The organism is Spirosoma pollinicola (genome assembly GCF_002831565.1).
Taxonomy (GTDB): domain Bacteria; phylum Bacteroidota; class Bacteroidia; order Cytophagales; family Spirosomataceae; genus Spirosoma; species Spirosoma pollinicola.
This window is the reverse complement of sequence record NZ_CP025096.1, coordinates 4,764,478-4,778,316: the sequence shown is the minus strand read 5'-3', so window position 1 is coordinate 4,778,316 and position 13,839 is coordinate 4,764,478. Positions and strand designations below refer to the sequence as shown.

Annotated in this window: 9 protein-coding genes; 3 read left to right on the top strand and 6 right to left on the bottom strand. The window is 45.4% G+C overall.

From position 1 onward, the window contains the following. Positions 1-2: 2 nt before the first annotated feature. A complete protein-coding gene (locus CWM47_RS20025; protein WP_100989976.1) occupies positions 3-4,079 on the top strand; it encodes a non-ribosomal peptide synthetase in 4,077 nt (1,358 codons plus the stop codon). Between the two features lie 148 nt (positions 4,080-4,227). Here CWM47_RS20025 and CWM47_RS20020 read toward each other — a convergent pair whose 3' ends face one another. Together CWM47_RS20020 and CWM47_RS20015 are read right to left on the bottom strand one after the other, a co-directional pair. Then, complete coding sequence (locus CWM47_RS20020; protein WP_100989975.1) at positions 4,228-5,667, bottom strand: MOP flippase family protein; 1,440 nt, start codon at positions 5,665-5,667, stop codon at positions 4,228-4,230. 294 nt (positions 5,668-5,961) lie between these two features. Then, positions 5,962-6,963: a T9SS type B sorting domain-containing protein gene (locus tag CWM47_RS20015; RefSeq protein WP_100989974.1), complete on the bottom strand. Its 1,002-nt coding sequence runs from the start codon at positions 6,961-6,963 to the stop codon at positions 5,962-5,964. A gap of 133 nt (positions 6,964-7,096) precedes the next feature. Here CWM47_RS20015 and CWM47_RS20010 point away from each other — a divergent pair, with 133 nt between their 5' ends. Both CWM47_RS20010 and CWM47_RS20000 read left to right on the top strand, forming a co-directional pair. Beyond that, entirely contained in the window at positions 7,097-7,846 is a 750-nt protein-coding gene (locus tag CWM47_RS20010; RefSeq protein WP_100989973.1) for a 4'-phosphopantetheinyl transferase family protein, read from the top strand. A gap of 296 nt (positions 7,847-8,142) precedes the next feature. Next, complete coding sequence (locus tag CWM47_RS20000; protein WP_240625356.1) at positions 8,143-8,778, top strand: acyltransferase; 636 nt, start codon at positions 8,143-8,145, stop codon at positions 8,776-8,778. A gap of 112 nt (positions 8,779-8,890) precedes the next feature. Here CWM47_RS20000 and CWM47_RS19995 read toward each other — a convergent pair whose 3' ends face one another. The 4 genes from CWM47_RS19995 to CWM47_RS19980 all read right to left on the bottom strand — a co-directional run bounded on the left by CWM47_RS19995 (position 8,891) and on the right by CWM47_RS19980 (position 13,483). Next, positions 8,891-10,042, bottom strand: a complete 1,152-nt coding sequence (locus CWM47_RS19995; protein ID WP_100989970.1) for a glycosyltransferase family 4 protein — start codon at positions 10,040-10,042, stop codon at positions 8,891-8,893. Further along, positions 10,026-11,489 (bottom strand): O-antigen ligase family protein, encoded by a 1,464-nt coding sequence (locus CWM47_RS19990; protein WP_100989969.1) that lies wholly within the window; start codon positions 11,487-11,489, stop codon positions 10,026-10,028. The genes CWM47_RS19995 and CWM47_RS19990 overlap by 17 nt, the downstream gene beginning before the upstream one ends. A gap of 80 nt (positions 11,490-11,569) precedes the next feature. Beyond that, positions 11,570-12,736 (bottom strand): sugar transferase, encoded by a 1,167-nt coding sequence (locus CWM47_RS19985; RefSeq protein WP_100993969.1) that lies wholly within the window; start codon positions 12,734-12,736, stop codon positions 11,570-11,572. A 255-nt stretch (positions 12,737-12,991) separates the two neighbouring features. Continuing rightward, entirely contained in the window at positions 12,992-13,483 is a 492-nt protein-coding gene (locus tag CWM47_RS19980; protein WP_240625355.1) for a response regulator transcription factor, read from the bottom strand. Positions 13,484-13,839 lie beyond the last annotated feature (356 nt).

Genomic DNA, 13,839 nt, shown 5'->3' with positions numbered 1-13,839 from the left:
GAATGACGGGAAGCACGACGAAAGTAAAACTTATTGATGTTGATTTTGACCCGTTTGGGGGGCCAGGTATTGTGCGTCTGGCACCTGCTACTGCACCCCAAATGGAAATATGGGCAGCCTGTCAGTTTGGTGGAAACGACGCTAATAGGGCCTTTAATGAATCGGTATCTCTTCGTTTCACTGGTCCGTTGAACCGACTGGCACTAGAGCGTTCATGGCAGGAGTTGGTCATGCGGCACGAATCATTACACACTGCTTTTAGTGCTGATGGCAAGCAGATGTGTATTTTAGGCGAGTATGCTGACACTATGTCTTATCAGGACTGTTCTGATAAAAATGATGCCGAAAAAGCACAGGTCATTGACGCTTACATTACGCAGGATGCGCTGCATGTATTTGATCTGTTGACTGGCCCTCTGGCCAAAGCAGGACTTATCCGCTTGTCCGATACACAGCACCACTTCACTATAACGGCTCATCATATTATCTGTGATGGCTGGTCGCTCGGTATAGTACTACAGGATTTAGGGCAACTATATTCCGCTTATTCGCAAAATCTGCCTCATACGCTGGCCGAAGCGCCACGGTATAGCCAATATGCTTACAAACAACATCAGCTTTTAGCAGGGGAGGAGCATGCGAAAGTAGAGAAATTCTGGCTCGATCAATACCAGGGAACGATACCCGTGCTTGACTTGCCAACCGATTTTCCCCGGCCCGCCTTACGGACCTATGCCATTGCTCGTCAGGATTATTCACTGGATGAAACGTTGGCATTAGATGTGAAGCAATTGGGTCAAAAGGCCGGATGTAGTTTTGTGACGACCCTGCTCACTTCCTTTGACGTCCTGCTACATCGGATTACCGGGCAACAGGACATCATTCTTGGTTTGCCAACGGCAGGTCAATCTGTTTCTGGTCAGATTCGGCTGGTAGGACATTGTATAAATCTGCTGCCACTGCGGAGCTTTCCCCGGCCAGAACTACCTTTTTATCAATTTCTACAACAGCGGCAGGAAGCTGTTCTCGATGCTTACGAGCATCAGGAATTAACTTTTAGCAGCCTGCTCAAGAAACTGCCCATCACCCGAGATCCCGCCCGAGTGCCGATGGTACCCGTTATTTTTAACGTGGATCTGGGTCTCGATGATGGTGTTTCGTTCGCAGGGCTTGATTACCGGCTCATTAGTAATCCCCGAAAATACGGGGCTGTCGACTTATTCTTGAACATTAGCGGTTCTTCGTCAGCTCAGGATGCTTCGCTTACGTTTGAATGGTCTTATAACACACAGCTCTTCAAACAGACCAGTATTGATCGGATGATGGCCGAGTTTGAACGACTGTTAAAAGAGGTCGTAGCAACTCCAGATATTCGTCTTGACAAGATTCTGTTAACAGACACAGTTGAGCAATACGGAAAGCTGGCTGCCTGGAACGCCACGCAAGCCAATTACCCTGATAAAACAGCCTTACACGACTTATTGACACAAACGGCAAGCACGTATTCGGATAAAGTAGCGCTGGTATTTAACGGACGGTCAATACGCTACCAGGAGCTGGACGAAACGGCTAATCGTATAGCTCATGCCATACAGCGGCAGGGTATTGGAGCGGGGCATATCGTTGGGGTTGTACTGGACCGGTCGCCGGAGATGATCATGACACTCCTGGCGATTTTAAAAGCAGGCGCTGCTTATGTGCCTATTGATCCGGAGTACCCGCATGACCGGATTGCCTTCATGCTGGCCGATTCATCGGCTAGTATGCTCATCACATCGAAGAAATATCATGGAGGGAGCTTAACAGGTTACTATGCTGCTGGTGAGTTGATAAGCCAGACTTCGGTACTGCTCATCGAGACTCTATTGACTGAGTTGGATACGTATTCGAAAGAGACGCCTATAGCCGTTGTTACGGGCGATGATCTGGCGTATGTACTGTATACATCCGGCTCAACCGGCCAGCCGAAAGGCGTATTGATCGAACACCATAATTTGGTTAATCTGCTTTTCAGCATGATAAACATGCCGGGTATAACACCAGATGATGTATTGTTGGCCGTAACAACTGTCTCGTTCGATATTGCCGGGCTTGAACTGTTTTTGCCCCTGTTAGTTGGGGCTACGCTTGTGCTGGCCGATACCGAAACGACCCGGGACGGACGTTCTTTACTGGAGGTAATACCCGAGCAAACTATAACGATTATCCAGGCAACACCGGCCACCTATAAACTGATGCTGGCCGCTGGCTGGGAACAGCGCTTCAAGTTGAAAGCACTCTGCTGTGGCGAACCCATGTCGAAAGACCTGGCACAGAAACTGGTGGCACGCTGCGACACGCTGTGGAATATGTATGGCCCAACAGAAACAACCATCTATTCGACAGGGAAGCAGATTTTAGCCACCGATGAGCTAATTACGATTGGGCGACCTATTCACAATACGCAGGTGTACATTCTGGACGAACACCTGAATCCACTACCAGAAGGTATTGTTGGTGAAATTTATATTGCCGGTGATGGCGTAGCTCGTGGGTACCTGAACCGACCGGAACTGACGCGGGAGAAATTTGTTCCCAACCCATTTGCCAGCTTGCCAAACCGCCAGATGTACCGCACGGGCGACCTTGGCAAGTTTATGCCCAATGGTGAGATACATTGCCTGGGCCGCATTGATCAGCAGGTAAAGATTAGAGGGTATCGGATCGAACTGGGTGAAATTGAGCATGCGCTGGTAACACATGGCGGCATTAAGGATGCTGTTGTCATGGCTCGTGAAGATCGCCCCGGCGACCAGCGATTGGTTGCCTATCTGGTAACTGCCCCACCGCTCATAAACGGAGCTTTTGTAGCACAAGTGCCGATCTGGCGTACGAAACTGAGAGATGTGCTTCCCGAGTATATGGTGCCCACAGAGTTTATGCGTCTGGATCAACTGCCAATTACACCGAATGGAAAGATTGATCGAAAGGCCCTGCCCAAACCTGATTCCCTGCTGGCAAAAAAAGGCGTAAACGGGGAGCCCGTTACGGATAGGGAGAAGCTTATTCATGCCATCTGGACAAGCGTATTGGATACCGATGAGGTTGGCATTGATCATGATTTTTTTGAATTGGGAGGGCATTCGATGATTGCCGTTCAGATGATGGTTCGGCTCGAAAAAGAAACTGGCCGCCGGTTACCCCTGTCGACCTTACTTATCTATCCCACCATTCGCAGGCTGGCTCAGTTTTTTGAAGCCGACAAACAGCCAATAGCCTGGAAATCGCTGGTTCCCATAAAACCAACAGGCACCAAAATGCCCGTTTATATCATTCATGGTATTGGGCTAAATCTCCTCAATTTTAGTAGTTTGATTGCTTATATGGATACAGAGCAACCTATCTACGGCCTCCAGGCATTAGGATTGGATGGCACCGATGAACCTTTAGATAATATGGAGGCTATTGCTGCTCATTATCTGACCGAAGTTCTGGACCAGAATCCGGATGGCCCCTATGCTATAGCCGGGTATTCATTTGGTGGGTATGTGGCGCTCGAAATGGCCAGGCAGCTCAAGGAGATGGGTAAGGACGTGAAAATGCTGGCCATGTTCGATACCAACGCCCAGGAATCGGATACCCATGTAAACCAGAGCCTCCTAACGCGCTTCGGTCGGAAAATACTACGTCAATTTCCTAAGGCAGTGTGGTTTACCCGCTCGTTTATTCAGCATCCGGTTCTGGCACTTCAGCATCAGAAACGCTACATAAAGCGGCAACTAAAATCACTATTGCAACTGGGAGGCCTTCATGTAGCGGATCAGCCCGCAGTGCAGTTTGATCATTTGCAGCGAATAATGGAAAAGCATGAAATTGCTTTTCATGCTTATTCAATGAAATCGTATGATGGCATCATTGATCTCTTTAAAGCAAAGCACCGAATTTACTTTGTCGATGATAGTAAATACCTGGGCTGGAAAAAATATGCCTTAAAAGGAGTACGGGTCCACGACGTTCCCGGCGACCATGAAAAAATGCTATTGCCACCCAACGATAAGGTATTTGCCGAAACACTACAACGGGCTTTGGATGAAAGTTAAACCCACAAAAAAAGCGACCACAACGTGAAATTGTGGTCGCTTTTTTTGTGGTGTGGTTGGTTACTAAGAGGACTTTTTTGTACGAACAAATGGCTTCACGGTCGACTTCGGTTTGCGATACCAAACTGGATTCTGAACTTCTTAATGATTATAGTAAAGCCTGCCGGTAGGCTTTCAATTCGGTAAAGGAAAGTTTATACGCTAGCGTCAGGAGAGCATACGTCATTCCGCCAAGTCCAATTTCAGCCAGCGTATTGACCAGACCTGAACTACCAACAACCACCTTGTAGGTATAAATTACCCCAACCATTATCAGGCAAAAAACAACAGGCTTGGCTATCTCCCGGACGAAATCGCCCACAAAATCCCCAATGAGGGAATGGGCAATGGCAAAATTGGCGATCATGTTTAGTAACGTAGACAGCATAAATGCCAGCGCAATTCCAGTCACGCCCCAATACGTACCGAGAAGATATACTAAAGGTATTTTTATAAGTAGAGTACCCAGATTGAGGTAAAACAATAGGCTTGGCTTTCCCTTGGTAAACACCAGTGTATACAGGGGATGGCTCAGGCAGGTGAAAATGCCAATAAAAACGAAAATGTAGATTAAGTCAATCGTTTTTTCCCAGCCTGGCCCATAAATCAACGGTACGACGCTATCGGCGGTAATGAACAAACCGGCTAGCAGTGGCAGGTTGCAGTAGCTGATGAAGTCCAGAATTTTCAGATACGATTTCTTTAGATCGGCCGTGTTGTCTTTCATTTTCGCCAGAATTGGATAGGCGACCTGCAAAATAATGGGGTTGAGTTTGGCAATCGGGAAAATGGCTAACTGGTAGGCAATGGTGTAATAGCCTAGCATTTTAACCCCAAGCATGCCACCAATAAAGATATTGTCGGAGTTGAATTGAATAAAACCCAACAACCCATCGCCCATGTTGTAAAGGCCGAAGCGGAGGTGATCTTTCACCCTGGCCAGATCAAACGACCACGTAGGGCGAAAGAGTGATCGTCCAAATACTATTTGTAAAGCCGATTTTACGACCTGCATAACCAGAGAGCCGATGATGAGCGACAACTCTCGGTAGCCATTATACGCAAGGGTCACTGTAACAAATGAGCCAATAACGGTGCCGGCAATATCAAGCATCGCTACCGATTTGAACCGAAGTTCTTTCTCCAGCAAAAACATGTATAGTTGCCCGAAATAGGCAATCATAAAGTAAAAAGAAGAGAAGTAGAGTACCTGCTCCAGCTTGGGCTCGTGATAAAACGAGATGATAAACGGAGAGCTGATGTGAATGACAATAAAAATGACAAACCCAACGATCAGGTTCAGGAAATACAGCGTAGACAATATGTTGCGGTCACTTTCCTGCTTATAAATGATAGAGTTGGAAAAGCCGAGATTGGAAAAAATCTGAAAGAAAGTGATAATTAAATTGCTGATACTGACAATGCCAAAATCGGAAGGGTCTAATAATCGGGCAAGTACAGCCACCTGCAAAAACTGAAACAGAGTAGAGATAGCGGTAGATACCGTAATCCACTTTCCCCCGTTCATTGCCTTTTGTGTATTACTCATTGAAAAACGCTATAGGCTAATTCTTTCGGCAAAATGAACTCTTTCTCATTCACCGCTTCCTGATATTTTCTTTACTCGACCTCTCTTGCCCCTGCTCTGAATTAAGCAAATAGGCGATTTGCGGTAGCAAGCTCAAATCGAGTTGTTCATAAAAAACGCTGCTTGACTTCAAATAACTTATCTGGCTATACTTTCGACCCGTGTTATCGTAAACAGTCACATTAACGATATTAATGTAGATATTGTCAGTGCTTGTTTTACATAGGGTCAGTTGGATACTTGTTGTTCATAAATTCAGCGCAGGAGTAAAACGCGGCCTGTTTGGATGTGTTTAGGCGGTTTCTGCCCGGCCAGTTCCGGCTGATAGGTGATAACCCAACTGTAAGTGCCAGATATGCACGGGCTTCCGGCGTAGGAACCGTCCCATTTCTGATTTAGCGTGTTGCTGGTAAATAATTCACTTCCCCAGCGGTCAAATACGGTTAAGTTGAAAGAGGTGACTCTGGGTAAAAAAAACGCCAGTTCATCGTTATGACCGTCATTATTTGGCGTGAAAATATCCGGCACATAAATCTCGTTAGAGGCACATGCTTCACATTGTCTGACCTGAATGTCGTCAATAACCATATCGTTACCGCAGCCGTAGTCGCCTTTCGTATTCACCAGTTTTATAACCAGTTCTTCTGTGATTTTGGGGACAGTGAACAGGGCTGAATATTGTTGCCAGGTGGGTGCATAGGCCAGATCAACCTGGCCTATGTTTGTCGAGCTAACTAGTTGCCCGCTTTTTGTTTCAATGAATACGGCTAGATTTGGGATAATTGGAGTAGGGCAGATACCCGTTTTTAGCAGATTGAAAGCCCAAAAGGAAATTTCGTAGGTCGTTCCACCGCAAAAGCCAGCTACAGATTGTTCATAAAAAGCACCTGGCGTATTGGCCCCATTCACAATCATCATATTGCCGGCTTCGTCGCCGGGCGTATGATCTGAGGCTACGGCATACCATGTGTTACTGAAGCAGCCGCTGTCGATGGCTTCGGTAACCGTATACTGCCCATCGGCAGGGCACATCGGCAGAACGTACTGATAGGTCGTTAAGCCCGAAAGCGAAACAGGTTTACTAACCGTGCCGAACGATTGGTCAATGAGCAGAGGTCCCGATGGATTCGCACAGGATTGAGCAGAAGCTGACTGAAAAAAGGAATAAACTGAATAGGTAATCAACGCAATTACCCAGCGTAGGGTAGGAAGCCATTCATGGCTATTCCTTATTAATTTGTTAAACTTAGCTAGCATGGTTAGTTATTTAGACAATACTCGCGAAATCCGGTCACCGCTTATTTGTCTAGATAGGCTCGTTGTCAATTGATTACATTTAATGCGGTAGAATGGCTCATTTGTTTGTTTTATACAAAAAGAAGAAGCATTTATGTCAGTTCATCATGTTGCATGCAGTGATTTTAAGGACATTTCTTGGCTGAGTCTGCCAGATTGTTCGTATAAGGATGACATAGCTGTATTTCGATTTGACTTGGTGGAAGGCGCTTTTGTCAGCCCGTATTTAACGTCGTTACTACAGCCCGATGAAATTAATCGAGCCGAGCGGTATCATAGGAGTGAAGACCGAAAGCGGTTTATTCATAGCCGTGGGATTCTCCGGATTTTAGCCGGGAATTACACCGCTCAAGCACCTGATCAGATTCGTTTTATAAAAGGACCTAATAAAAAGCCAGCGTTGGCTGGTGATACAGGATGGCATATTAACGTATCCCATTCGGGTGGCTGGGCTTTGTTTGCTATTGGACAAGTAAGCGTTGGCGTCGATGTGGAAAAAATAAATCCAGGGTTCTCTTTTCAGGAAATTCTGCCTGCTAGTTTCAGCCCGGAAGAACAGGCTTACATTAATGGTGAAACAGATGCTTACCAGCGGTTTTATCAATTATGGACTCGTAAAGAAGCCTTTGTAAAGGCGACGGGTAAAGGTATGGATGAAGATTTCTTTCGAATTCCCTCGTTGACTGGATTGCATGCAGCAGAGAGTCGCTTGCTTGGCGGGTCTGGTAACTGGAACGTCGGTAGTTTTGAGGTTGCTTCAGGTTACTCGGCTGCCGTAGCGTATCAGGAATTGCCCGAAATTCCTAAATTTTATGCGTTAAACAGTGTCTTATTCAACCGTTGAAAGTCATAACAAAGAAGAAAATAGTTTAGTATACTATTTTCTATTAAATAAGCGCTTGCCCACATGCAGCCATCTGTGCTGAAATTTCCAGGTGTAGTTACCGCCGTGAACTATTATGGAACCCAACGCGATCTTCGGTATTTCGTATGCGATAACTACTTCGCCCGACTTAATTATGTCCGGTTCATCAGGCCCGATTATTTTGCTGAAAAGATGTACAGAGCCACTGGTTTCGATCAAAATACGGCATGCCGGAGAAATAGCAGAGGTGGTTCAGTACGTAAACAAATATTACATTGAAGACCTATCTTGACAAACGGCCTGGCCTTAAGCGCTTTATTCATTTTCTGCTGATTCCCCGTTATCAAGCCAGACCGCGCCTATGGGTGAGCTGGTTTGTCAATCCGTTTGTACATAAGCGGCACCGTACGTCAATCGTCAGGTCGAGCGTTCGTCTGGATGTGCTGCCGTTCAATCCGTTTACCCTGGGCGAACACAGTATTATCGATGATTTCAGTGTTGTCAATAACGGGGTAGGCGCCGTACTGATTGGCGACAACACACAAGTGGGTATCGGTGCAGTGGTTATTGGCCCGGTAACTATCGGGAGTAAGGTAATTATGGCGCAGCATATCGTTTTATCGGGGCTTAATCATACTTACGAAGATGTAGAACAACCTATACGGGATCAGATAGTTACGGTACGCCCTATCATAATTGACGATGATTGTTGGATAGGGGCTAATGTGACCATAACGGCAGGCGTAACGATTGGACGCCATTCTGTCGTAGCGGGCGGGAGTGTTGTTACCCGCAGTGTGCCTGCCTATTCAGTTGTTGGCGGTAACCCGGCACGCGTTCTTAAATACTATGACAAGGTAATAGAGCAATGGGTAAAAGGAGCCAAAGCCGTTCCGGTTCCCGGCATCTGAATCTGCTCAACAAGAACGTCAAACTCGTTAGTGTTTTTGATAAAATAGACATTTAGTTACAGTCGGGCTTTGAATCGGCAGACGTACCAGAGTCAGGATCGGGTACTGCACATTAACATACAGTCGTGATTGGGTGTGTATCCAGTACTTCAGCATATACATCCAATAATTTTTCTGCGGCCGATTGCCACGAAAATAATTCGGCTCTGGCTAGTCCTTTTCGTCGTAGTTCGGCCCTCAGAGCAGGCTGCTGAATCAAATAAGAAAGCTGCAAGGCTATTGCTTCGACCGAGGTAGGATCGACCAGTATGGCGGCTTCACCAGCTACCTCTGGCATAGAAGACGTGGAGGAGGTTAACACAGGGGTTCCACAGGCCATTGCCTCAAGAATGGGAAGACCAAAGCTTTCACGCAGGGATGGGCACATGAAAACTGTGGCAATATTATAAACCAGCGGTAAAATATAGTTTGGAATATAGCCGCAGAGGATAATATCATTCTTTAGTATCTGCCCATCAATTTCTGTCAAAATGGACTGAAATGCAGAATCCGACAGGTTCGAAATAACGACTGGTAACGAAAGTTGACCTTGTTTTTTCAGGAGAAGCAAGGCTTTCAGAACGTTCCGAACATTCTTTTTTGGATCGGTATTTCCCAGAAAAAAAATAAACTCTTCGGGCAGATTATACTGTAATCGAACATTGGGAGTCTGGATGTCATTATTGATAAGCCGAAACTGGGGGCTAACGGCATTCCATATAGTTACGATACGCTCGGGATCAAGTTTTAGATGATCAATAATGCGTTGACGCTCGAAATTGGAAACCGTTATGATCCGTTCACATTTCGGTACGATCTGAGGTACATTCCATCGGCGGTATTGATTCCCGAATCGTTGATACCAGCTTCCTTCCAGCAAGGGCCGATTCTCCAGGAAAATTATGTCGTGCAGTGTAAGCACAACCGGCACCGGGCAACGCAGTGGAGCAGTATTGGCTGTGCAGTGTAATAGATCAATGCCGTACTGTCTGATCGCTCTGGGCAGAGTATATTGCTCCCAAACCGGATACGGGCCACCCGCCAGTTCAACGAACTCTACATTAGATGCCCTGGGGAGGCTATCACGATCTGTATCGGGCTTGATGAAAACGACGAATTCATGCTGTTTCGACGTCGATAGCGCCCGAATAGTTTCCAGTGCCACGATATCCATACCGTGCTTATGAGGCCTTAAGAGCCGCTGCGCTTCAATTCCGATTCGCATAGTTTAAGTGCTTGGGCGTATCCCAACGATTACAGGTGGTAAATAAAATGCTACTGATAAAAATGATCGTACTGGTTGGAAACTGGCCCAAAATTGGGTTGGTGTAACTTACCGTGGCAATACCAACAAATTCGGCCAGCAACGCGATCATCAGGGTAATGAGCCTGGGATCGTTTAAATGCCAGATTTTATATGTGCCAATCAGGATTATACCCACCAGCATCATCAGGTAAAGTGTGAGCCCCACAACGCCGGTTTCTATCCAGAGCTGAACGTACCAGCTATCGGTAGGAATCTGGGCGGCAAAATGATTGGGCGAGAAGCGATTGCCAGCTCCCGACGAAGTTCCTATGCCTGCCCCAAAAGGCTTTTTCTTCAGGTAATGGCTAAGTTTTTCCTGGTTTTCCAGCCGAACCAGGAACGACGCATCTTCAGTAGGGCGGAGGGCCGAACGGATCCGGAAAATCTGGTAATTGGAATCGCCAATTGATGTAAACATCAACAGAGCAAGTATAGGCGCTGCCACCGCAATGCCCCGCACTATATTCATCAGGTTACGACTTAAGAACAGATAAGTCGGGTAGCCCGGCAGTATGACAAAAAGAGCACCTCGCGTACCAGAAACGGCAAATCCCCAGAAAAGAATAACACCCAGAATCAGGTAGGCAATACGGTGTAGCCAGGATGTTCTCTCAAAGAAAAGGACCAGACAAATTAACGTTACCCCAGCCATCTCAGAGCCAAATTGTCCAGCATCGGAGTAAAACGAGAAACTGCGAAGCTGTCCCCACAAAATATGTGTTCGGGCTCCGCCTTCGGCCAGCCAGGCTAGTTCGGCGGGTTCGAGTCGTATATATTGTTGTTTAAAAGCCCACAGCGCAGCTAAAAAAGACCACACTAACCAGATTGTGATAAAAACGCGAATATCTTTTCGGCTAATTGGGTTAACCATAACGATGATGGCAATAAAAAACCAGCTTAGCGAAAAGGAACGGACATTGTAAAACCAGGCTGGCCGGTGAGGGGCTTCTGGGTTAAAATATTCCAGAATCGTATAGGACAACCATACAATAAGCACCCACAAAACGGGTTGCTTTAATTGTTTCCAGTCCATTTGTTTTCCGTTCAGAAATGTTCCGAGCAGGCTCAGCAATAAAATAGCATCAAGGCCCGTCCCCATTGGGGTATCACGGGGTAAAAAACGGGCAAACCCAATGACAAAACTTAGGTTAACGTAGAGGAACAAGCCAAATTTTGGCTGAACCAGTATGCCAATTCCCAGGCAAATTGCCATGGGTACTGCTACTACCGTGAGGCCGCCCAAAACGCCCTTTGTGCCAATAACCCAGCCAGCCATCAACGCGATCAACAGGCCAAGCACACTAAAAAACCATGAGTTACAACGCCATTGATCAAAGACAAAAAAAGGGCGGTTTATCAGGTTCATTGGTCTTGTAAGATTTGGATTGGAAATCGTATTAGCCTAAGCAATCTAACAGGCTAATAGACGTGTGTAAGAAACCACTGTTACACGTTCTCTTTTTGCCACAAATTGAACATAGTCTTCCAGATGATCTGGATATCGGTTTTAAACGAGAATGTAGTTGAGTATTCGATATCGAGAAGCGTTCGGTCCCGATCCGACATTTGACCTTCGCCTTTACCTCGTTTTTTTACCTGCCATAGACCCGTTAAGCCTGCCGGGCCGGAGAATCGTCTGGCAAATTCATCGGAGGTGAGTTTCTCCGCTTCGTAAAGAGGCAGGGGTCTGTTGCCCACTAATGACATATCGCCAAGCAGAATATTGAAAAGTTGAGGAAGCTCGTCAATGCTGCTGTTGCGCAAAAAAGTACCTAGTCGCGTAACGCGCGGATCATTACGAAACTTCATGAATTTAGCCGTCCCTTTACTTTCTTCTAAATAAAGTTTCTCGCAAATGGGCTGATTCTTGTCGAAAAGTACTAACTGACAGGGCAGACCCTTTAACCGGCATGCATCGCAAAGAAACTTCATTTCGGTTGTTTCTACAGGGACCTCTGTGTCGTAGATATTATAAGATGCAAGCTGGTTGAGAAGTTGATCTGCTTCTGCTTCCATGGTTCGAAACTTATACATATCGAACACATGGAAATTAGCCCCAGCCCGTTTTGATTTATATATGGCTGGTCCTCTGGAGTCAATAATGATAAGAAGTGAAATTACTAACAGTAAGGGAGCTAACAGTATGATAACCAGCAAGGCGACGCTAATGTCAAGTAAACGTTTCCAAAAGGGTAGAGTAAACGACTGGACTGGTGCTAAGAGGCCAGCGCTTTCAATAGAATGAATCTGCTTACTTAAAGTAAGATAATAGCTTATTTTAGCCAGAAGTCGCTGATTATCCTCATTAATAATCAAAATATCTGTAACGCCTGTACTTGTGGATATCGGTTCTACTAATGCTTCGCCAAAGCGGGACAAAACCAGTAAAGGGACCAGCCGATAATCCCGCTTGCTCCGTATCAGGTCGGCCAGACTGTAACCAGTAACGCCATCGGAGATGATCAAGTCTACCTCTTGCCTGTCAGTGAGCCATTCTTCAGCTTCTTTTAATTCTCTAAAGCGAATAATCAGATAGTTCATACCAATCAGGCCCGCAACTCGATTGGCGATCAGGTCATTTTCTATTACCAATAAGACGTAAAGCGTTGCCATGTCGTTGTGTGCACAGAAATTTTTGTACCCTTCGGTGGGTATATACGTTTGCATCAACATTACCGAATGATAGTCTGAAATGACTACTATCATCGAATCAAAGGATCAAAAAAGCCGGAATGCCATACGGGTTTTGCCGAGACTCTGCAAATAGTCTGTGCGAATCCCCAAGGTTTAGTACTATTTGCGAATGACTATGAAATTGCCATATTCATTCACAAATAGACTAAGTATCTGATTAAAAAAGAGGAAAGCTTAGGATACAGCGAAACCGCCGAAGAGTATGGAGAGTATACGGGAAGGGTATGACCAGATGGTCTTACCACCTTTATTTGCGCGGACGGATAATCGTTTTTGAACTTCCTGGTCTGGTGAGTCGGCACGCCGGAGGAGAGCATGAAGTTTAGCTTTCACTTCCAGTGGATTAAATGGTTTAGACAAAAATGCATCTGCTCCCTGTTCCAGACATGTAATCCGAGTGTTACTATCTGATACGCTTGACAAGATTACGACCGGAATTTGAGCTGTCAAACGACTCATTCTGATGAGTTTAGTTAACTCTAAACCACTAAAAGAGGTCAATTCTATTTCAGTGATTACGCTATCAAATCGATAACCCTGAATTAATAAATGAGCAGCTTCCTGTCCTGTACCAGCTATTGTAATCTTAAAGTCTTTACAAAGCGTTTGAACGAGTATATCAACAACGTATGGATTTTCATCTACGATGAGTACATGGCGTTTCATATTCAGTAGGATGTATTAAAGCAATCTATGGGGTTAGATTTTGAATTTTAGACTACTATTAATTGCACTGGGTTACTATTCTTAAAGAAAAAATAAACATATTATGAAAGAAGAACATATATAATAGTATACAAAATTTTTTTAATTGTAGACCTTTGGATCTACCAAATAAAAAAAATAGTTTACTGATACTGAGATGCTTGAGTCTGTTCCGCATGTGTGCCTAATGGGTACCAGTAAGACAGCTTTAGTTCTGAAATTAGTAGCTTAATGTGTAGTAAAATTGATTAAACGGTAGGTAGCTTTGCTGTTTTAGAGGGTAAAATTGTAGAATACCTCTGAATTTGTTCAGTTGC